Origin of the sequence: Streptomyces sp. NPDC093568, assembly GCF_044764945.1 — a bacterium.
Lineage (GTDB): Bacteria > Actinomycetota > Actinomycetes > Streptomycetales > Streptomycetaceae > Streptomyces.
In genome coordinates, this window is sequence record NZ_JBIWJD010000004.1 from 531,394 (window position 1) to 551,964 (window position 20,571).

General features: G+C 71.3%; 20 protein-coding genes. 19 read left to right on the forward strand and 1 reads right to left on the reverse strand.

Annotated features, from left to right (window positions below; translation table 11 throughout):
- Positions 1-18: 18 nt before the first annotated feature.
- The 3 genes from ACIRD7_RS19815 (at position 19) to ftsH (ending at position 6,157) form a co-directional block, all read left to right on the forward strand.
- A complete protein-coding gene (locus ACIRD7_RS19815) occupies positions 19-2,469 on the forward strand; it encodes a [protein-PII] uridylyltransferase (RefSeq protein WP_403454755.1) in 2,451 nt (816 codons plus the stop codon).
- A gap of 106 nt (positions 2,470-2,575) precedes the next feature.
- Positions 2,576-4,129, forward strand: a complete 1,554-nt coding sequence (gene ffh / locus ACIRD7_RS19820; protein WP_403454757.1) for a signal recognition particle protein — start codon at positions 2,576-2,578, stop codon at positions 4,127-4,129.
- A 90-nt stretch (positions 4,130-4,219) separates the two neighbouring features.
- Positions 4,220-6,157 carry an ATP-dependent zinc metalloprotease FtsH gene (gene ftsH, locus ACIRD7_RS19825; RefSeq protein ID WP_403454759.1) on the forward strand — a complete coding sequence of 646 codons (1,938 nt, stop codon included), beginning with the start codon at positions 4,220-4,222 and terminating at the stop codon, positions 6,155-6,157.
- A gap of 4 nt (positions 6,158-6,161) precedes the next feature.
- Here ftsH and ACIRD7_RS19830 read toward each other — a convergent pair whose 3' ends face one another.
- The gene (locus ACIRD7_RS19830; RefSeq protein WP_403454762.1) at positions 6,162-7,019 is read right to left on the reverse strand and encodes an SAM-dependent methyltransferase; all 858 of its coding nucleotides are present in this window, start codon (positions 7,017-7,019) and stop codon (positions 6,162-6,164) included.
- Positions 7,020-7,219: 200 nt separating this feature from the next.
- Between ACIRD7_RS19830 and proS the strand changes: the two genes are divergently transcribed.
- The 16 genes from proS to dprA all read left to right on the forward strand — a co-directional run bounded on the left by proS (position 7,220) and on the right by dprA (position 20,348).
- The gene (gene proS / locus ACIRD7_RS19835) at positions 7,220-8,635 is read left to right on the forward strand and encodes a proline--tRNA ligase (protein WP_403454763.1); all 1,416 of its coding nucleotides are present in this window, start codon (positions 7,220-7,222) and stop codon (positions 8,633-8,635) included.
- 316 nt (positions 8,636-8,951) lie between these two features.
- Positions 8,952-9,551 (forward strand): hypothetical protein, encoded by a 600-nt coding sequence (locus tag ACIRD7_RS19840; RefSeq protein ID WP_403454765.1) that lies wholly within the window; start codon positions 8,952-8,954, stop codon positions 9,549-9,551.
- A 349-nt stretch (positions 9,552-9,900) separates the two neighbouring features.
- Positions 9,901-10,320 carry a 30S ribosomal protein S16 gene (gene rpsP / locus ACIRD7_RS19845; RefSeq protein WP_030048919.1) on the forward strand — a complete coding sequence of 140 codons (420 nt, stop codon included), beginning with the start codon at positions 9,901-9,903 and terminating at the stop codon, positions 10,318-10,320.
- 2 nt (positions 10,321-10,322) lie between these two features.
- Entirely contained in the window at positions 10,323-10,562 is a 240-nt protein-coding gene (locus ACIRD7_RS19850) for an RNA-binding protein (protein ID WP_003973401.1), read from the forward strand.
- A 91-nt stretch (positions 10,563-10,653) separates the two neighbouring features.
- Complete coding sequence (gene rimM, locus ACIRD7_RS19855) at positions 10,654-11,223, forward strand: ribosome maturation factor RimM (RefSeq protein WP_403454767.1); 570 nt, start codon at positions 10,654-10,656, stop codon at positions 11,221-11,223.
- Positions 11,220-12,053 (forward strand): tRNA (guanosine(37)-N1)-methyltransferase TrmD, encoded by an 834-nt coding sequence (trmD, locus tag ACIRD7_RS19860; RefSeq protein ID WP_403454769.1) that lies wholly within the window; start codon positions 11,220-11,222, stop codon positions 12,051-12,053. Before rimM ends, trmD begins: the two co-directional genes overlap by 4 nt.
- Before the next feature lie 132 nt (positions 12,054-12,185).
- Positions 12,186-12,536 carry a 50S ribosomal protein L19 gene (gene rplS / locus ACIRD7_RS19865; protein ID WP_328422921.1) on the forward strand — a complete coding sequence of 117 codons (351 nt, stop codon included), beginning with the start codon at positions 12,186-12,188 and terminating at the stop codon, positions 12,534-12,536.
- A 60-nt stretch (positions 12,537-12,596) separates the two neighbouring features.
- Entirely contained in the window at positions 12,597-13,319 is a 723-nt protein-coding gene (lepB, locus tag ACIRD7_RS19870; RefSeq protein WP_403454772.1) for a signal peptidase I, read from the forward strand.
- Positions 13,312-14,403 carry a signal peptidase I gene (lepB, locus tag ACIRD7_RS19875; RefSeq protein ID WP_403454774.1) on the forward strand — a complete coding sequence of 364 codons (1,092 nt, stop codon included), beginning with the start codon at positions 13,312-13,314 and terminating at the stop codon, positions 14,401-14,403. Before lepB (ACIRD7_RS19870) ends, lepB (ACIRD7_RS19875) begins: the two co-directional genes overlap by 8 nt.
- A complete protein-coding gene (gene lepB / locus ACIRD7_RS19880) occupies positions 14,291-15,256 on the forward strand; it encodes a signal peptidase I (RefSeq protein WP_403454777.1) in 966 nt (321 codons plus the stop codon). The genes lepB (ACIRD7_RS19875) and lepB (ACIRD7_RS19880) overlap by 113 nt, the downstream gene beginning before the upstream one ends.
- Before the next feature lie 210 nt (positions 15,257-15,466).
- On the forward strand, positions 15,467-16,246 hold the full coding sequence (gene lepB / locus ACIRD7_RS19885; RefSeq protein ID WP_403454779.1) for a signal peptidase I: 780 nt from the start codon (positions 15,467-15,469) through the stop codon (positions 16,244-16,246).
- Positions 16,236-16,748, forward strand: coding sequence for an NUDIX hydrolase (locus tag ACIRD7_RS19890; protein WP_403454781.1), 513 nt, complete (start codon positions 16,236-16,238; stop codon positions 16,746-16,748). Before lepB (ACIRD7_RS19885) ends, ACIRD7_RS19890 begins: the two co-directional genes overlap by 11 nt.
- A gap of 56 nt (positions 16,749-16,804) precedes the next feature.
- Positions 16,805-17,113 (forward strand): DUF2469 domain-containing protein, encoded by a 309-nt coding sequence (locus tag ACIRD7_RS19895; RefSeq protein WP_003993268.1) that lies wholly within the window; start codon positions 16,805-16,807, stop codon positions 17,111-17,113.
- Between the two features lie 88 nt (positions 17,114-17,201).
- Positions 17,202-17,564 carry a YraN family protein gene (locus ACIRD7_RS19900; RefSeq protein WP_403454783.1) on the forward strand — a complete coding sequence of 121 codons (363 nt, stop codon included), beginning with the start codon at positions 17,202-17,204 and terminating at the stop codon, positions 17,562-17,564.
- A 1-nt stretch (position 17,565) separates the two neighbouring features.
- A complete protein-coding gene (locus ACIRD7_RS19905; RefSeq protein WP_403454786.1) occupies positions 17,566-19,191 on the forward strand; it encodes a YifB family Mg chelatase-like AAA ATPase in 1,626 nt (541 codons plus the stop codon).
- On the forward strand, positions 19,188-20,348 hold the full coding sequence (dprA, locus tag ACIRD7_RS19910) for a DNA-processing protein DprA (RefSeq protein ID WP_403454789.1): 1,161 nt from the start codon (positions 19,188-19,190) through the stop codon (positions 20,346-20,348). Before ACIRD7_RS19905 ends, dprA begins: the two co-directional genes overlap by 4 nt.
- Positions 20,349-20,571: the final 223 nt, after the last annotated feature.

A 20,571-nucleotide genomic window follows, 5' to 3' on the forward strand; every position in this document is an offset into this window, starting at 1 on the left:
CAGAACAGGAGTCGCTGGGTGACGAGCACGGACGTTTCCAAGGATGCAGAGGACTCGGGACCCAGCGGCTACGCGGCGGCCCGGCTGCGTCTCCTCACCGAGGAGGTGCGGTCCGGGCCGCCGCGCCGTGCCGCCCTCGCGCAGCTCACCGACGAGTGGCTGACCGGCCTGTTCGCGGCCGGCGCCGAGGGGCTGCGCGGTGTCTCCCTGGTCGCCGTCGGCGGATACGGCCGCGGCGAGCTGTCCCCGCGCAGCGACCTGGACCTGCTCCTGCTGCACGACGGCGGCGACAGCAAGACGGTGGCCGCGCTGGCCGACCGCATCTGGTACCCCGTGTGGGACCTCGGTCTCGCCCTCGACCACTCCGTGCGTACGCCGGCCGAGGCCCGCGCGACAGCGGGGGAGGACCTCAAGGTCCAACTCGGCCTGCTGGACGCACGGCACATCGCGGGCGACCTCGGCCTCACGGCCGGACTGCGCACGGCGGTCCTCGCCGACTGGCGCAACCAGGCCCCCAAGCGGCTGCCCGAACTCCAGGAGCTGTCCGCCGAACGCGCCGAGCGCCAGGGCGAGCTGCAGTACCTCCTGGAACCCGACCTGAAGGAGGCGCGCGGCGGTCTGCGGGACGCCACCATCCTGCGCGCCGTCGCCGCGTCCTGGCTGGCCGACGCCCCGCGCGAGGGCCTCGACGACGCCCGGCGCCGGCTGCTCGACGTACGCGACGCCCTGCACCTGACCACCGGACGGGCGACCGACCGGCTCTCGCTCCAGGAGCAGGACCAGGTCGCCGCCGAGCTCGGCCTGCTCGACGCCGACACGCTGCTGCGGCAGGTGTACGAGGCGGCGCGGGTGGTCTCGTACGCCAGTGATGTCACTTGGCGTGAAGTGGGGCGCGTGTTGCGGGCTCGCGCCGTGCGGCCGCGGCTGCGCGCCATGCTGGGCGGCGGTGCGAAACCGACCGCCGAGCGCTCCCCGCTCGCCGAGGGCGTCGTGGAGCAGGACGGCGAGGTGGTGCTCGCCCGAGCCGCGCGCCCCGACCGCGACCCCGTGCTCCCCTTGCGCGCCGCGGCGGCCGCCGCCCAGGCCGGACTCCCGCTCTCCCTGCACGCCGTACGGCGCATGGCGGCCGGCGCGCGCCCGCTGCCCACGCCCTGGCCCGCCGAGGCACGTGAGCAGCTGGTGACCCTGCTGGGCTCCGGACGGCCGACGGTCGAGGTGTGGGAGGCGCTGGAGGCCGAGGGTCTGATCACGCACTTCCTGCCGGACTGGGAGCGGGTGCGCTGCCGTCCGCAGCGCAACGCCGTGCACATCTGGACCGTCGACCGGCACCTCATCGAGACGGCCGTGCGCGCCTCCGAGTTCACGCGCCGCGTCCACCGCCCAGACCTGCTCCTGGTCGCCGCGCTGCTGCACGACATCGGCAAGGGCTGGCCCGGCGACCACTCCGTGGCCGGCGAGATCATCGTCAAGGACGTGGCCGCGCGCATCGGCTTCGACCGCGACGACGTGGCCGTGCTCTCCACCCTCGTTCTCCATCACCTGCTGCTCGTCGAGACGGCCACCCGGCGTGACCTGGAGGACCCGGCCACCGTGCGCGCGGTCGCCGAGGCCGTCGGTTCGCAGGGCACCCTGGAGCTGCTGCACGCCCTGACCGAGGCGGACGCGCTCGCCACCGGCCCGGCCGCGTGGTCGTCGTGGCGCGGGTCCCTCGTCGCCGACCTGGTGAAACGGGTCGGGGCCGTGCTCGCCGGGGACGACCCGGACGAGCCCGTGGCCGCCGCGCCCACCGCCGAGCAGGAGCGGCTCGCCATCGAGGCGGTCGCCACCGGCAGCCCCGTACTCTCGCTGCGCGCGCAGACCGAGCCGCCGGCCGAGGAGCAGCCCTCGGGCGACCCGGAGCCGCTCGGTGTGGAACTTCTCATCGCCGTCCCCGACCAGCCGGGCGTGCTGCCCGCGGTGGCCGGCGTCCTGGCGATGCACCGGCTCACCGTCCGCACCGCCGAGCTGAGCGCCCTGGACCTGCCCGACGGCGTCGAGGGCACCGTCCTGCTGCTGAACTGGCGGGTCGCCGCCGAGTACGGCTCGCTGCCGCAGGCGGCCCGGCTGCGCGCCGACCTCGTACGGGCGCTGGACGGCTCCCTGGACATCGCGGGCCGCCTCGCCGAGCGGGACGCGGCCTATCCGCGCCGCAGGGGCGTGGTCGCGCCGCCGCCGCGGGTGACGGTCCACCCGGCCGCCTCGCGGCTGGCCACGGTGATCGAGGTGCGCGCCCAGGACGCGCCGGGACTGCTGTTCCGGATCGGACGGGCGCTGGAGGACGCGAGCGTGCGGGTGCGCAGTGCGCATGTCAGCACCCTGGGCGCCAACGCCGTGGACGCGTTCTATGTCACAGGACCCGAGGGCGCGCCGCTGCCCGGTGACGAGGCGGCGTCCGTGGCGCGCAAGCTGGAGGAGACGTTGCGGGGCTGAGACCCTGTTCCAAGGCTCCGAACCCAGGGATCCCGGCAACCTGTGCCGCCGGGATACCCTGGAGGGCGATTCCCAGCTGCCACCGACCCCGAGGACCGCGAGCGCCGTGTTCGATACTCTCTCCGATCGCCTCTCAGCGACTTTCAAGAACCTGCGCGGCAAGGGACGGCTCTCCGAGGCGGACATCGACGCCACCGCGCGCGAGATCCGCATCGCGCTCCTCGAGGCGGACGTGGCGCTGCCCGTCGTCCGGACGTTCATCAAGAACGTCAAGGAGCGCGCGCTCGGCGTCGAGGTCTCCAAGGCGCTGAACCCGGCCCAGCAGGTCCTGAAGATCGTCAACGACGAGCTCGTCACGATCCTCGGCGGTGAGACCCGGCGACTGCGCTTCGCCAAGACGCCGCCGACCGTGATCATGCTGGCGGGTCTGCAGGGTGCCGGTAAGACGACCCTCGCGGGCAAGCTCGGCCACTGGCTGAAGGAGCAGGGCCACTCGCCGCTGCTGGTCGCCGCCGACCTCCAGCGCCCGAACGCCGTGAACCAGCTCAGCGTCGTCGCCGAGCGCGCCGGCGTCGCGGTCTACGCGCCCGAGCCGGGCAACGGCGTCGGTGACCCGGTCAAGGTCGCCAAGGACTCCATCGAGCACGCCAAGGCCAAGGTCCACGACATCGTGATCGTGGACACCGCCGGCCGCCTGGGCATCGACCAGGAGATGATGCAGCAGGCCGCCGACATCCGGGACGCGGTCTCGCCGGACGAGATCCTGTTCGTCGTCGACGCGATGATCGGTCAGGACGCGGTCAACACCGCCGAGGCCTTCCGCGACGGCGTCGGCTTCGACGGCGTGGTGCTCTCCAAGCTCGACGGTGACGCCCGCGGTGGTGCCGCCCTGTCGATCCGGCAGATCACCGGCAAGCCGATCATGTTCGCGTCGAACGGCGAGAAGCTCGACGACTTCGACGCCTTCCACCCGGACCGGATGGCCTCCCGCATCCTCGACATGGGTGACCTGCTCACCCTGATCGAGCAGGCGGAGAAGACCTTCGACCAGGCCGAAGCCCAGAAGATGGCGGAGAAGCTGGCCTCCAAGAAGGGCCAGGACTTCACCCTCGACGACTTCCTGGCCCAGATGGAGCAGGTCAGGAAGATGGGCTCCATCTCCAAGCTGCTCGGCATGCTCCCGGGAATGGGCCAGATCAAGGACCAGATCAACAACCTCGACGAGCGGGACGTCGACCGCACGGCCGCGATCATCAAGTCGATGACCCCGGCCGAGCGCCAGGAGCCGACGATCATCAACGGCTCGCGGCGCGCCCGTATCGCCCGCGGTTCCGGTGTCGAGGTCAGCGCGGTGAAGAACCTCGTCGAGCGGTTCTTCGAGGCCCGCAAGATGATGTCCCGCATGGCCCAGGGCGGCGGTATGCCCGGTATGCCGGGGATGCCGGGCATGGGCGGCGGTCCGGGCCGGACGAAGAAGCAGCCCAAGAAGGCCAAGGGCAAGCAGCGCTCCGGCAACCCGATGAAGCGCAAGCAGCAGGAGCAGGAGGAGGCCGCCCGCCGGGCCGCCGCCGCTCAGGCCGGCGGTGCCCTCGGACTGCCGGGTCAGCAGGCCGGGCAGGACTTCGAGCTGCCGGACGAGTTCAAGAAGTTCATGGGCTGAGCCCCTCCCGTACGTCACAGAGGGCGTCCCTCGTCACGAGGGGCGCCCTCTGCGCGTGCCAGGGCCCGCTGTCTGCCGTAACGTCCAGATATGAGCAATGCCGCGCCGCCACGCAAGGCCCCTGACCAGCCGTGGCGCACGGAGGGCACCCCCGACGAGCCGCCCCGCAAGCCCGGTGGCCGGCGCGCACGCGGCCGCTGGTGGGGCCTCCTGGTCACCGCGGTGGTCGTGTTCCTCCTGGCCTACATCGGACTGACGTACCTCGACGAGGGCGATGAGCCGACCATCTCGTACACCGAGTTCAGTCGGCAGGTCGACGACGGCAACGTCGACAAGATCTACTCCAAGGGCGACGCCATCCAGGGCGAGCTCAAGAGCGCCAGGGACGACCCCGACGGAGACGGCAAGTACACCAAGTTCAAGACCCAGCGCCCGGCCTTCGCCGACGACGACCTCTGGCAGGAGCTGAGCCGGAACGACGTCACGGTGACCGCGGAGCCGGTCGTGAAGCAGCGCGGTCTCCTGGTCAACCTGCTGATCTCGCTCGCGCCCCTCGTGATCATCGTCGCGCTGTGGCTCTTCGTCGCCCGCCGGTTCGCCGGGGGCCGCGGCGGCGCGGGCGGCATGTTCGGGCGCAAGCCGCCGCCCAAGCCGGTCGAGCTGCTGCCGGGCAAGCACCGCACGACGTTCGCCGACGTGGCCGGCATCGACGAGGTCAAGGGCGAGCTGGACGACGTCGTCGACTTCCTGGAGCATCCCGACGCCTACCGCAGGATGGGCGCGAAGATGCCCCGCGGTGTGCTCCTCGCGGGCTCGCCGGGCACCGGCAAGACGCTGCTGGCGCGGGCCGTGGCGGGCGAGGCGGGCGTGCCCTTCTTCTCCGCCTCCGCCTCCGAGTTCATCGAGATGATCGTGGGCGTCGGCGCCTCCCGCGTCCGGGAGCTGTTCGCCGAGGCCCGCAAGGTGGCGCCGTCGATCATCTTCATCGACGAGATCGACACCATCGGGCGGGTGCGCAGCGGCGGCGCGTCGGTCAGCGGTCACGACGAGCGCGAGCAGACCCTGAACCAGATCCTCACCGAGATGGACGGCTTCTCCGGCTCCGAGGGCGTGATCGTCATCGCCGCGACGAACCGCGCCGACATCCTGGACCCGGCGCTGACCCGCCCCGGCCGCTTCGACCGGGTCGTCAACGTCTCCCCGCCGGACCGCCGGGGACGCGAGGCGATCCTGGCGATCCACACCCGCGACATCCCGCTCGCCGAGGACGTGGACCTCCTCCAGCTCGCCCGCAAGACGCCGGGCATGACGGGTGCGGATCTGGCCAACCTCGCCAACGAGGGCGCGCTCCTCGCGGTCAAGCGGGGCCAGGAACAGGTCACCGCCGCGGACCTCTCCGAGGCCCTGGAGAAGGTGCAGCTCGGCGCCGAACGCACCCTCGTGATGCCCGAGGAGGACCGCCGCCGCACCGCGTTCCACGAGAGCGGGCACGCCCTGCTCGGCATGCTCCAGCCGGGCGCCGATCCGGTCCGCAAGATCACCATCGTGCCGCGCGGCCGGGCGCTCGGCGTGACGATGTCGACCCCCGAGGTGGAGCGGTACGCGCACTCGGAGGAGTACCTGCGCGGCCGGATCATCGGCGCCCTGGGCGGCATGGCCGCCGAGGACGTGGTCTACGGGGTCGTCACCACCGGCGCCGAGAACGACCTCGAACAGGTCACCAACATCGCGCGCGGGATGGTGGCCCGCTGGGGCATGAGCGAACGCGTCGGCCGGCTGTCCGCCCTGCCGAGCGACGCCCAGCAGGCGTACGGACTCTCCGCCGCCCCGCAGACCCTCGACGTCATCGACGACGAGATGCGCCGGATCGTCGACGCCTGCTACGAGGAGGCCTGCCGCAAACTCCGCGACCACCGCACGAAGTTGGACGCACTCGCCGAGGCGCTGCTGGAGAACGAGACCCTGGAGGAGGCGGACGCCTACCGGATCGCCGGGATCACCCGGCTGACCAAGGACTCCGAGGTCTGAAAGCTCAGGGGACCCGCGCGATCAGGTACCGGAACACGTTCGGCATCCAGACCGTCCCGTCCCGCCGCTGGTGCGGGTGCAGCGCCTCCGTCAACTCCTTGTCGACCTGGGCCTGGTCGGTCGCGGCGATCGCCGCGTCGAACAACCCCGTCGACAGCAGTCCGCGTCCGGCACTGTCGACATCCGCGTACCCGAACGGGCACGCCACCCGCCCGGAACCGTCGGGCCTGAGGCCCGCCCGCTGGGCGACCTCCTCCAGGTCGTCGCGCAGGGCCGGGCGCCAACTGCCCGTGCTGCGCAGGGGATCGGCCAGCTTCGTGGCCACCCGCAGCACCGACGACGTGGCGCAGCGCTCCGGCGGACCCCAGCCGGCGAGCACCACGGGAGCCCCCCGCTCGGTGAGCGGTGTCGCGGCGGCGAGCAGGTCGGCGAGCCCCTCGGAGTCACCCGCGAGGCACCCGATCGGCTCGAACGCCGTCACCAGGGTGAACGCGGGAGTGCTCGCGTCGGCCGCGTCCTGGGGCGGGCCGTCGACGAGCCTGGCCCCGGCACGTGCCCGCCCGTCCCAGGCCTCGGGCAGCAGCCGCTGCCTGGCGAGGGCCAGCCGTTCGGGTGAGTCGGACTCGGCACCGGTGACGACCGCGCCTCTGGAAGCCGCCATCAGCAGGGCGAGCCCACTGCCGCAGCCCAGGCCCAGCAGCCTGGTACCCGGGCCCACTTCCAGTCGCTCGTAGACGGCCTCGTAGAGCGGGACCAGCATCCGCTCCTGGATCTCGGACCAGTCACGCGCGCGTGCACACAGGTCCACCCGGGGTGTCGCGCCCGCGTGGGACAGGTGCTGCCGCACGAGCGTAGGTGTCATGTAAAGCGCCCCATTCCGACGAGAGTTGTCACTGTGCCCGACTGTCGTAGCGCCGTGTGACGATGCGCTCACGCTCCCCCGTATGCCAGGAAACTCCGCCCCCGACTCCGCGTCCAGGGGTTGCGGAGCCCGGCTTGCGGGTTCGTTGTGTCCGTGGCCGAAATTCACATTCCGGCAACATGGGCCCGTACCATCTGGCCATGGCAAAGGCACCCGTTCTTACGCCACGGGCACATGACTTCCCGCGCTGGTACCAGGACCTGATCAACAAGGCCGAGCTCGCGGACAACGGTCCGGTGCGCGGCACGATGGTCATCCGGCCATACGGCTACGGGCTGTGGGAGCGGATGCAGGCGGAGATGGACGCCCGTATCAAGCGGGCCGGAGCCGCCAACGCCTACTTCCCGCTGTTCATCCCGCAGTCGTACCTGACGCGGGAGGCCGAGCACGTCGAGGGATTCGCTCCCGAGCTGGCCGTCGTCACGCACGGCGGCGGCAAGGAGCTGGAGGAGCCCGTCGTCGTCCGGCCCACCTCCGAGACGATCATCAACGAGTACTTCTCCAAGTGGGTGCAGAGCTACCGCGACCTGCCGCTGCTGATCAACCAGTGGGCGAACGTGGTGCGTTGGGAGATGCGCCCGCGGGTGTTCCTGCGCACCACGGAGTTCCTCTGGCAGGAGGGCCACACCGCCCACGCCACCTACGAGGACGCACGGGACTACGCCGCGTACATCCACCGGGACGTGTACGCCGACTTCATGGTCGACGTCCTGGGGATCGACGTGGTGCTCGGCCGCAAGACCGCGAGCGAGCGCTTCGCCGGGGCGATCAACACCCTCACCCTCGAAGCGATGATGGGCGACGGCAAGGCTCTGCAGATGGGCACGAGCCACGAGCTCGGCCAGAACTTCGCCAAGGCCTTTTCGACCCGGTACCTGTCGAAGGAGGGTCGCGAGGAGTACGTCTGGCAGACCTCCTGGGGCTCCTCCACGCGCATGGTCGGCGGGCTGATCATGGCGCACGGCGACGACGACGGCCTGCGGGTGCCACCGCGGCTGGCGCCGGTCCAGGCGGTCGTCCTCGCGATCAAGGGGGACGAGCCGGTTCTGGCCAAGGTCCGTGAGATCGGCGACCGGCTGGCCGCGGCGGGCGTACGGGTCCAGGTCGACGACCGCACGGACACCCCGTTCGGGCGCCGCGCGGTCGACTGGGAACTCAAGGGCGTGCCGGTACGGATCGAGGTCGGGCCCCGTGACCTGGAGGGCGGCACGGCGATGCTCGCGCGGCGGATCCCGGGCGGCAAGGAGCCGGTCGCGCTCGACGCCCTGGCCGGGCTGCTCCCCGCGATCCTGGAGGAGGATCAGGCGCTGCTGCTGCGCCAGTCCCGCGAGCGCCGCGAATCGCGGACGTCGGACGTGTCGACGGTCGAGGAAGCCGTCGAGGTCGCCACCGCCGGCGGCTGGGCCCGCCTGCCGTGGGCGACGCTCGGCGAGGAAGGCGAGGCCGGACTGGCCGAGCACGCCGTGACCGTACGGTGCCTGGTCGCCGAGGACGGGTCGGTGCCGGACGCCGACGACGCACCGGGTAACGTCGCCGTCGTCGCGCGCGCTTACTGATATGACGCGTGTGGGGGGCGAGAGCGGCCGAAACGCCTCTTGCGCATCCGCGGACCACAGCGGCATCGGCGCGTGGACGGGGCGTACGCGCCGGTCAAGAGGGGCGGCCCGTAAGGGCCCCCTTTGAGGGTGGTGGTGGGAGACGGGTGGGCGTACGTCAGGCTACGCACCACCTTGTAGCGACCTGTGAGGCTTCTCCGCAGATCGGCGCACCCGCCCTCGTCAGGGCGCATCATTCGCAACTGACGGGTACGTGCAAATTATTTGGGATGGCCCGGAATCGGAACACAGGGGCACTCCGGCTCGTTGTCATTACGTGAGCACGACACAGACACCACCTGTTCTCGCCGCAGAGCTGGCAGAGGCGTGGGCCGACATTCAGCGGTACCACCCCGAGCTGCCGGATCTCGCCGCGCCAGAGTCCCTGATCGGGGAGTCGTCGTCCGCGTGCGGTCACGAGCTCTCCTTCGAGCGACTGCTTCACGAGGCAGTCCATGGCATCGCCGCCTCGCGCGGCGTCCGCGACACCTCCCGGGCCGGCCGGTACCACAACCGCAGATTCCTCGCGATCGCCGAGGAGCTGGGTCTGGACCACCCGGAGGAGCCCCATCCGAGCAGCGGCTTCTCCCTGGTCACGCTGAACCCCGAGGCCAAGCGGCGCTACCGCCCGACCATCGAACGCCTCCAGCGCGCACTGAAGGCCCACACCGCGGCGACCTCCGCCGACAACACCAGCCGGACCTTCCGCGGCCCGGCCGCCCGTCACGGATCCTCCGGCGGCGGCGTCCGCGTCAAGGCGGTCTGCGACTGCGGCCGCAACGTCCGGGTCGTCCCCTCGGTCCTGGCCCAGGCCCCGATCGTGTGCGGCGGCTGCGGGAAGCCGTTCCGGATCCCCGAGGTGGTCGGAGCGGCGTAACGGCACCAGTGCGTGAGGCACCGACATCTCGTGGCTGTCGGTTCATCATGCGGTGTCGCTCGCGGGGTGCCGCCGTGCGGTCGAACGGCACCCCGCAAGCGCCGGCTGCGCGCTCCACCCGCAGGGCACCCGAAGCGCCGGGTGCCTTTCAGTCATGCCCTGGCGCCGTCCCCGCCCCCTCGGCCAAGGGCGACCCGCCGGGTATGGCACAATGGCTAGCTGTACTCGACAGCCGCACAGGACCCCTCTCTCCTCCGGCTGACGCGTCCATCGGGCACTCGGGTACCGCAACCCCACGCGGCCTTTCTCGCCGTGCCCAACCACGTCAAATCCAGGAGAATCCACTCCCGTGGCAGTCAAGATCAAGCTGAAGCGTCTGGGCAAGATCCGTTCGCCTCACTACCGCATCGTCGTCGCCGACTCCCGCACCCGCCGTGACGGCCGTGCGATCGAGGAGATCGGCAAGTACCACCCGACCTACAACCCGTCGGTCATCGAGGTGGACGCCGACCGTGTGGCGTACTGGCTGGGTGTCGGTGCGCAGCCGACCGAGCCCGTCCTCGCCATTCTGAAGAAGACCGGCGACTGGCAGAAGTTCAAGGGCGAGCCCGCCCCGGCGCCGCTGCTGGTTGCCGAGCCGAAGAAGGCGCGTCCCTCGTTCGAGGCCCTCGGTGGCGACGACGAGGGCAAGGGTGAGGCGATCACCCAGAAGAAGAAGGCGGAGAAGAAGGACGAGGCTGCCGCCGAGTCCGAGTCGGCCGAGGCCTGAGCATGCTCGAGGAGGCTCTCGAGCACCTCGTGAAGGGCATCGTCGACAACCCTGACGATGTGCAGGTCGCTTCCCGCAACCTGCGCCGTGGGCGCGTGCTGGAGGTCCGGGTCCACCCCGACGACCTCGGCAAGGTGATCGGCCGCAACGGCCGTACCGCCCGCGCGCTGCGCACCGTCGTGGGCGCCATCGGCGGCCGCGGCGTCCGTGTCGACCTCGTCGACGTGGACCACGTCCGCTGACGCCGAACGCAGCACCGGCTCGGGCCGGGGAGGGCCACTGGCCGTCCCCGGCCCGCAGTTGTTCCGTCGTTCCTACAGGAGAGCAAGCACAGTGCAGCTGGTAGTCGCACGGATCGGCCGCGCCCACGGCATCAAGGGCGAGGTCACCGTCGAGGTACGCACGGACGAGCCGGAGCTCAGGCTCGCCCCCGGCGCCGTACTCGCCACCGATCCCGCCTCCGCGGGCCCGCTCACCATCGAGACCGGCCGGGTCCACAGCGGCCGCCTCCTGCTGCGTTTCGAGGGCGTGCGCGACCGCACCGGCGCCGAGGCCCTGCGCAACATCGTCCTGATCGCCGACGTCGACCCGGACGAACTGCCCGAGGACGAGGACGAGTACTACGACCACCAGCTCATGGACCTGGACGTCGTGACCGCTGACGGCGTCGAGGTCGGCCGTATCACCGAGATCTCGCACCTGCCCTCCCAGGACCTGTTCATCGTCGAGCGGCCCGACGGGAGCGAGGTGATGATCCCCTTCGTCGAGGAGATCGTCACGGAGATCGACCTGGAGGAGCAGCGGGCGGTCATCACCCCGCCGCCCGGCCTGATCGACGACCAGGCGGCCCGCGAGGAAGTCGCTGATGGACACAGTGCCTCGTCCCGGGACGACAGCGCATGAGGCTCGACGTCGTCACGATCTTCCCGGAGTACCTGGAGCCCCTGAACGTCTCCCTGGTCGGCAAGGCACGCGCGCGTGGGCAGCTCGACGTCCAGGTGCACGATCTGCGCGACTGGACGTACGACCGCCACAACACGGTCGACGACACGCCCTACGGCGGCGGCCCCGGCATGGTCATGAAGACCGATCCCTGGGGTGACGCACTGGACTCCGTCCTGGCGGACGGTTACGAGAGCGGCTCCCACGAGCCGTGCCTGATCGTCCCCACCCCCAGCGGGCGCCCCTTCACCCAGGAACTCGCCGTCGAACTGTCCGAGCGGCCCTGGCTGATCTTCACGCCGGCCCGCTACGAGGGCATCGACCGCCGCGTCATCGACGAGTACGCCACCCGGATGCCCGTCCACGAGGTGTCCATCGGCGACTACGTCCTCGCCGGCGGCGAGGCGGCCGTCCTGGTCGTCACGGAGGCCGTGGCGCGCCTGCTGCCCGGCGTCCTGGGCAACGCCGAGTCCCACCGGGACGACTCCTTCGCGCCGGGCGCGATGGCGAGCCTCCTGGAGGGCCCCGTCTACACCAAGCCGCCCCAGTGGCGCGGCCGGGACATCCCGGACGTGCTGCTCAGCGGCCACCACGGCAAGATCGCGCGCTGGCGGCGGGACGAGGCGCTCAGGCGCACGACGGCCAACCGGCCCGACCTCATCGAGCGTTGCGACCCCAAGGCCTTCGACAAGAAGGACCGCGAGATGCTCTCCATCCTGGGCTGGATGCCCGACCCGGAAGGGGAGCCGTTCGGCCGATTTTGGCGCAGGGCCGAGGGCGTGGAAGAATAGTCCGCTGTTGTGCGTCTCCGGCGCGCGCCCCTGCCACAGGGGGACACGACGCCCGCCCCGACACGGACAGCATCCTCACGAAGAACTAGCTCCCGCCTATGACCTGTGGCATGGGCGAAGAAAGCAGACGAAATGTCTCACCTGCTCGACTCCGTCGACTCCGCGTCGCTGCGCAGCGACGTCCCGGCCTTCCGCCCGGGTGACACCGTCAACGTCCACGTCCGCGTCATCGAGGGCAACCGCTCCCGTGTGCAGCAGTTCAAGGGCGTTGTGATCCGTCGCCAGGGTGCCGGCGTGCGCGAGACCTTCACGGTCCGCAAGGTCTCCTTCTCCGTCGGCGTCGAGCGCACCTTCCCGGTGCACACCCCGATCGTGGAGAAGATCGAGCTCGTCACCCGCGGTGACGTGCGTCGCGCCAAGCTGTACTACCTGCGCGACCTGCGCGGCAAGGCGGCGAAGATCAAGGAGAAGCGCGAGAACTGAGCGCTTCAGGGGGCTCGCCCCCGCGGGGTCCGAAGCGGGGCCGGATAACATCTGGCCCCGATGGACACCGAAGCACAGCCGACGGAGCGCGACCGCTCCTCCCGCCCTTCCGACCCCGAGGCGATCTCGGACCCGGAGGGTCAGGAGGGACGGTCGCGTTTCGCGTTCGCCTCGCGCTTCACCGAGTGGCTGCCGGGCGGACGGATCAGCCTGACGCTGCTGGTCCTGCTGGTGTTCCTCCTGCTGCTCAACACGTTCGTGGTGCGGCCGTTCGAGATTCCCAGCGGATCCATGGAGTCCGGATTGAGGATCGGGGACCGCGTTCTCGTAAATAAGTTGGCGTACCGTTTCGGTGCCGATCCGCGGCGCGGGGATGTTGTCGTGTTCGACGGAACCGGGTACTTCGGGGATGCGGACTACATCAAACGCGTTGTGGGTGTGGGGGGAGACCACGTGGTCTGCTGTGACAAGGAGGGGAGGATCCAGGTGAACGGCCGGTCGGTCGACGAGTCGACGTTCCTGTACCCCGGCGACAGCCCGTCCGCGGTGCGCTTCGACGTCGTCGTGCCCGACGGCACCCTGTTCGTCCTCGGCGACCACCGCAGTGCCTCCAGCGACTCCCGCGACCATCTGGGCTCGCCCGGCGGCGGCATGATCCCGGTCGACGACGTCGTGGGCCGCGCCGACTGGATCGTCTGGCCGACCGCCCACTGGACCCGCCTGGCCCGCCCGGACGCCTACGCGCGCGTGCCCGCGTCGAACGGGGCGGGCGCCCATGGGTAACCGTGGCAAGCCCCGCGGCGTCCCCAGCAGCCCCGCCGACAACCTGCTGCCCACCGGTGCGCGGCGTGCCGCAAGCCCCGCCGGCGGGCGTACCCGCGCGGAGCGGCGCAAGCTCCAGCGCAAGGTCAAACGGCGCCGCAGGCGCTCCGCGATCAAGGAGATACCCCTCCTGGTCGGCGTCGCGGTCCTCATAGCGCTCGTCCTGAAGACCTTCCTCGTCCAGGCCTTCGTGATCCCCTCCGGCTCCATGGAGCAGACGATCCAGATCGGCGACCGCGTCCTCGTCGACAAGCTCACCCCCTGGTTCGGCTCCAAGCCGCAGCGCGGTGACGTCGTCGTCTTCAAGGACCCCGGTGGCTGGCTGCGGGACGAGCAGACGACGGTGAAGAAGGAGGACCCCGTCGTCGTCAAGCAGGTCAAGGAGGCGCTCACCTTCATCGGCCTGCTGCCGTCCGACGACGAGAAGGACCTCATCAAGCGGGTCGTCGGGGTCGGCGGCGACCGCGTCAAGTGCTGTGACGGGCAGGGGCGGGTCACCGTCAACGGCATTCCGCTGAACGAGGACTATCTCTACCCCGGCAACGCCCCCTCCGAGGCGCGGTTCGAGATCACCGTCCCGCAGGGCCGGCTGTGGGTGATGGGAGACCACCGGGCCAACTCCGCGGACTCCCGAGCCCACCAGGACCAGGGCTACGGCGGCACGGTCTCCGAGGAGGAGGTCGTCGGACGGGCGATGTGGATCGCCTGGCCCCTCGGCCACTGGACCACTCTGGAGGAGCCGAACACCTACGCCTCCGTGTCCGACTGGGGGACGGGGTCGACCGCTGCTCCCCAGCTGTCGCATAGGGTTGCACAGGACCATTCGAACGGAACGATCCAGCTCCCGAGCCCTGCGGAACTCCCGCTCGTTATGGGAGTGGTGGGCCTGCGCCGCGCATGGGGCAGGCAGCGGCACAGAGTAAGGAGTTGGCGTGGGGGATGTGGCGGTTGGCGCACGGTCCGGGCACGACGGCGAGGAGCACCGCGGACACCCCGTGGAAGCAGCCGACCCGGCCGCGGACGGCGCCGTGACCTCCGGGAATGAGCCCGGACCGGCCGGCAGCGGCGGAGGGTCGGGCGGACGGCCGCCCACCGATGACGAGGAGTCCGGGGCTGCCCCCGGGCCCAAGAAGCAGCGCTCCTTCTGGAAGGAGCTGCCGATCCTGATCGGTATCGCGCTCGTTCTCGCGCTGCTGATCAAGACGTTCCTGGTGCAGGCGTTCTCGATCCCGTCGGACTCGATGCAGAACACCCTCCAGCAGGGTGACCGCGTCCTGGTCGACAAGCTCACCCCGTGGTTCGGCTCCGAGCCCGAGCGCGGCGAGGTCGTCGTCTTCCACGACCCGGACAACTGGCTGGCGGGCGAGCCCACCCCGGACCCCAACGCGCTGCAGACCTTCCTCAGCTGGATCGGCCTGATGCCGTCCGCGGAGGAGAAGGACCTGATCAAGCGGGTGGTCGGCGTCGGCGGCGACACCGTCGAGTGCAAGAAGACCGGGCCGCTGACGGTCAACGGCAAGGCGTTGAACGAGCCTTACGTCTACCCCGGCAACACGCCGTGCAGCATGGACGACCAGGGCGGAGTGTTCAAGGTGAAGGTCCCGGAGGGCTTCATCTGGGTCATGGGCGACCACCGGCAGAACTCCCGGGACTCGCGGTACAACCAGTCCGACCGCAACCACGGCATGGTCCCCGTCAACGAGGTCGTCGGCCGCGCCATCGTCATCGCCTGGCCGGTCAACCGCTGGGGCACCCTGCCGGTTCCGGCCACCTTCGACCAGAACCTGAACGCCGGATCCGCCGCTCTGACGGTCGCGCCGCAGGGTCTCGCCCTGGCGGGTGCGGTGCCGTTCGTGCTGTGGCGCCGGCGCCGGATCGCGGCGGCGGAGACGCGCTGAGGCGGAAAACGCGCTGAGGTGGAATACGCGCGGAGGCGCATACGTGCTGCGGCGCATACCTGCTGCGGCGCTGATGTGCCTGAGGCGCTGACGTGCTGAGGCCACCCACAGCACCTCCACAAAGGCTTGGGAAACCTTTGCCGAGCGTGCCGCCTCGGGGCCCGAGGAGGGGCTGCCCGGTGGTGGTACCGCCGGGTAGGGTGCGGATCCATGGGTGGCGAGAGCACTACACGTACGGTGCCGCGTGACAGCGGCGCGAGCAGGGGCCCGGCGGGCAGCCGGACCGGACAGCGACTGTCCGGACTGGCCGTGGCGCTGGGCCTGGTGCTGTTCCTGGGCGGATTCGCCTGGGGAGCGGTGATCTACCGGCCGTACATCGTGCCCACCCCCTCGATGGAGCCGACGATCGGCGCGGGTGACCGGGTGCTGGCCGAGCGCATCGACGGCGACGACATCCGCCGCGGCGACGTCGTCGTCTTCACCGACAAGTCCTGGGTGAGCAACGCGCCCGTCGTCAAGCGTGTGGTCGCGGTCGGCGGGGACACGGTCGCCTGCTGCACCGACGGCAAGCTGACCGTCAACGGCAAGCGGATCGACGAGCCGTATCTGCCCAAGGGCACCCTGGCCGAGATCCAGAACTTCCCGACGGTCACCGTCCCGCAGGGCCGGCTCTTCCTCCTCGGTGACGAGCGCAGCGGCTCCCTGGACTCCACCGCCCACCTCACGGACGCCGCCGGCGGCACGGTGGCCCGCAGCGCCGTGTCGGCCCGGGTGGACGCCGTCGTATGGCCCATGGACGGCATGCTGACGCGCCCCACGGGCTTCGAGCAGCTGGGCGCGCTGTCGTCGCCCGGTCCGCTGCGCACGCTCGTCGCGCTCGTCGTCGCGGGCGCCGTGCTGGTCCTGGGCGGCGGTGCGTACGGTCCGGTCGCGAAGCTGCTCGGCGGCCGCCGCTCCGGCACGCGGACGGAGCCCGCGGGTGTCCGCTGAGGCGGTGCAGGAGCACGAAGGCGGGTTGCGCAAGGTCGCCCGGGTCGTGCTGCTCGACCCCGACGACCGCATTCTGCTGCTGTACGGCCATGAGCCGGAGGATCCGGCCGACAACTGGTGGTTCACGCCCGGCGGGGGACTCGAGGGCGACGAGACGCGGGAGGAGGCCGCGCTGCGGGAACTCGCCGAGGAGACCGGCATCACGGAGGTCGAGCTAGGCCCCGTGCTGTGGCGGCGCAGGTGCTCGTTCCCGTTCGCGGGGCGTCGCTGGGACCAGGACGAGTGGTACTACCTGGCCCGTACCACCCAGACGGCCACCCGGGCCGTGGCCCTCACCGAACTGGAGCGGCGCAGTGTCGCCGGTGCGCGCTGGTGGACGTGTCAGGAACTTGCCCGAGCGCATGAGACGGTGTATCCGACCAGACTCGCCGAGCTGCTGCGCACGCTGCTCGACGAAGGTCCCCCCGCCGGGCCCGTGACCCTTGACCCCGAAATTGTCTAGGTGCTGACGGGACTGGCGCACAATGGTGGGATCGCACGGCTGAAGGGGAACATGCCATGAGCGCCGAGGACCTCGAGAAGTACGAGACCGAGATGGAGCTCAAGCTCTATCGGGAGTACCGCGATGTCGTCGGTCTGTTCAAGTACGTGATCGAGACCGAGCGCCGCTTCTACCTGACCAACGACTACGAGATGCAGGTGCACTCGGTCCAGGGTGAGGTGTTCTTCGAGGTGTCGATGGCGGATGCCTGGGTGTGGGACATGTACCGCCCGGCGCGGTTCGTCAAGCAGGTCCGGGTGTTGACGTTCAAGGACGTGAACATCGAGGAGCTGAACAAGAGTGATCTGGAGTTGCCTTCCGGGTGACGGAGTTTTCCACAACCGGTGAGTAGTCCACCAAGATCAACTCGGTGAACTGTTTCGCGTGAGGGTTGGCGCCGGAGGTGGTGCCGACATGAACGCACGGAGTGCACTCGGCAGGTACGGCGAGACCCTGGCCGCGCGGCGGCTGGTCGAGGCCGGGATGACGGTCCTGGAGCGCAACTGGCGCTGCGGCAGGACAGGTGAGATCGACATCGTGGCGCGGGACGGCGACGTCCTGGTCGTCTGCGAGGTCAAGACACGCAGGAAGGGTGCCTTCGAGCATCCGATGGCCGCGGTGACCTTGGAGAAGGCGCAGCGGCTGCGGGGCCTCGCGGAGAGCTGGCTCCACACCCACGGCGGCGCCCCACCGGGAGGCGTCCGCATCGACCTGATCGGCGTCGTCCTGCCGGAGCGCGGCGCCCCCGTCGTCGAGCACGCGCGGGGGGTGGCCTGAGATGGGATTCGCTCGTACGTGCTCGGTGGCCCTGGTCGGCGTCGAGGGTGTCCTGGTCGAGGTCCAGGCGGACCTGGAGCCCGGGGTGGCGGCGTTCACCTTGGTGGGCCTGCCGGACAAGAGCCTTTCGGAGAGCCGGGACCGGGTCCGGGCGGCCGTCGTGAACTCGGGCGGCGAGTGGCCGCAGAAGAAGCTGACGGTGGGGCTCAGTCCGGCGTCGGTGCCCAAGGCGGGCAGCGGCTTCGACCTGGCGGTCGCCTGCGCGGTGCTCGGCGCGGCGGAGCGGATCGACCCGCGGGTTCTCGCCGACATCGTCATGATCGGCGAACTGGGACTGGACGGACGCGTGCGTCCCGTCCGGGGCATCCTGCCCGCCGTGCTGGCCGCCGCCGACGCCGGCTACGAGCAGGTGGTCGTCCCGGAGTGCGCCGCGGCGGAGGCGTCGCTGGTGCCGGGAGTGTCCGTCCTGGGAGTGCGCAGCCTGCGGCAGCTGATCGCCGTCCTCGCCGACGAACCCGTACCCGACGAGGAGCCCCAGGAGCAGGGCCGGCCGGATCCGCTGCTCGCCGGCCTGCGGGTGCCGGGGACGAGCGCGGCCACGGGCATCCACAGCATGGGCGCCGCCCAGCCGGACGGCGGGCACGACCTGGCCGACGTGGTGGGCCAGATCTCGGCGCGCACGGCTGTGGAGGTCGCCGCGGCGGGTGGGCACCACCTGTTCCTGGAGGGGCCGCCGGGCGCGGGCAAGACGATGCTGGCCGAGCGGCTGCCGGCCATCCTGCCCCGGCTCACCAGGCCGGAGTCGCTGGAGGTCACGGCGGTGCACTCGGTCGCGGGGCTGCTGCCCCCGGGCAAGCCCCTGATCGACGTGGCCCCCTACTGCGCCCCGCATCACTCGGCGACGATGCAGGCACTCGTCGGCGGCGGACAGGGCATCGCACGGCCCGGCGCGGTGTCCCTGTCACACCGGGGTGTTCTCTTCCTGGACGAGGCGCCGGAGTTCAGCAGTGTGGCGCTCGACGCGCTGCGCCAGCCCTTGGAGGCCGGGCACGTCGTGATCGCGCGCAGCGCGGGTGTCGTGCGCTTCCCGGCGAAGTTCCAGATGGTGCTCGCCGCCAACCCCTGCCCGTGCGGCCGCTTCTCCCAACTGGACGACGTGTGCGAATGCCCGCCCTCGGCGATCCGCCGCTATCAGGCGAGGCTGTCCGGGCCGCTGCTGGACCGGGTCGACCTCCGGGTGGAGGTGGACCGCGTCACCCGAGCCCAGCTGACCGAGCGCGGCGCGAGGGGCGAATCCACCGCCACGGTCGCCGACCGGGTGCGCGCGGCCCGCGAGCGGGCGCACACCCGGCTCGCCGGGACGCCCTGGCTCACCAACAGCGAGATCCCCGGGCGTGAGCTGCGCAGCCGCTGGTACGCCGCGAGCGGCGCCATGGACGAGGCGGAACGGAACCTGGAGCGCGGTGTGCTGACCGCCCGTGGACTCGACCGGGTCCTGCGGGTCGCCTGGACCGTCGCCGACCTCGTCGGCCACGACCGGCCCGACGCGACGGACGTCGGACTGGCGCTGCAACTGCGCACCGGTGTGCCGCGCGGCGTGCCCATGGCCATCGGGGCGCTGACGTGACCGGCGGTGCGGACCCGGGCGGCGAACTGCTCGACCGGGTCTTCCTCAGCCGCGTCGTCGAGCCCGGGGACGAGGTCGTCGGGCGGTGGGTGCGGGAGTTCGGGGTGGGGGACGTGGCCCGGCGGTTACGGGAGGGCGTCGAGGTGCTGCCCGGTGTGAGCCCCAGGCGATGGGAGGGGCTGCGGGCGCGTGCGACGCGGGCCGAGCCCGCGCGGGATCTTGCCGCGGCCAGGGACGCCGGAGTGCGGTTTCTGTGTCCCGGAGGGGTGGAGTGGCCCGGCCAGCTCGACGATCTCGGGGATGCCCGGCCCATGGGGTTGTGGGTGCGGGGCCGGGCCAGTCTGCGGATGTGGGCCCTGCGGTCCGTGGCCGTCGTCGGCGCCCGGGCCTGCACCGAGTACGGCGCCCACATGGCGACCACCCTCGCCGGCGGACTCGCCGAGCGGGGGTGGGTGGTCGTGTCCGGCGGTGCCTACGGCGTGGACGGTGCCGCACACCGGGGCGCCCTCGGCTCGGGCGGAGCCACCGTCGCCGTGCTCGCCTGCGGGGTCGACCGGCCCTATCCCCGCGGGCACACCCAGCTGATCAACAGGATCGCGGACCAGGGGCTCGTCATCGGGGAGCTGCCGCCGGGGGAGCACCCCACGCCCAGCCGGTTCATCGTGCGCAACCGCGTGATCGCGGCGCTGACCCGGGGCACGGTCGTCGTCGAGGCCGCCCACCGCAGCGGCTCACTGGTCACCGCCCGGGCGGCGCAGCGGCTCGGACGGCACACGATGGGCGTTCCCGGCGCGGCCACCAGCGGCCTCTCCGCCGGCGTCCACGAACTCCTGCGCGGCGACGCCGTCCTCGTCACCGACGCCGCCGAGGTCGTCGAACTGATCGGCGACATGGGAGAGCTGGCCCCCGAGCGCCGCGGACCCGTCCTGCCGCGCGATCTGCTGGAGCCGGCGGCCCGCCGCGTGCTGGCCGCGCTGCCCGGCCGCCGCGCCGCGAGAGCGGACGAGATCGCACGCGGCGCGCAGACCACGGAGGACGACGCGATCGCGAGACTGTACGAACTCCGTTCACTTGGCTACGTCGAACGACACGGCGACAGCTGGAAGTTGACACGCCAGGCGTTGACGTCGGTTCGCGCCGGTCGCGGCGGCTGCTGACCGAGCGTGTTCGGCCGTACGGGGGAACACGGACGCCCTTGATAATTCGCCCAGTTGGGGTGTTCGGGTGATCACTCAGTGCGACCGTCATGCCCCGGCGGAGCGTCCAGCGGAACGTATCTGCGTACGGCTTGCGCTCCGCCCTTCGCGCACCGCGACACCGCAGTCACGCTACGCTCGCGAGGATTCCGGCTCAGACCGGCACCTCGGCACCGGAAGGTTC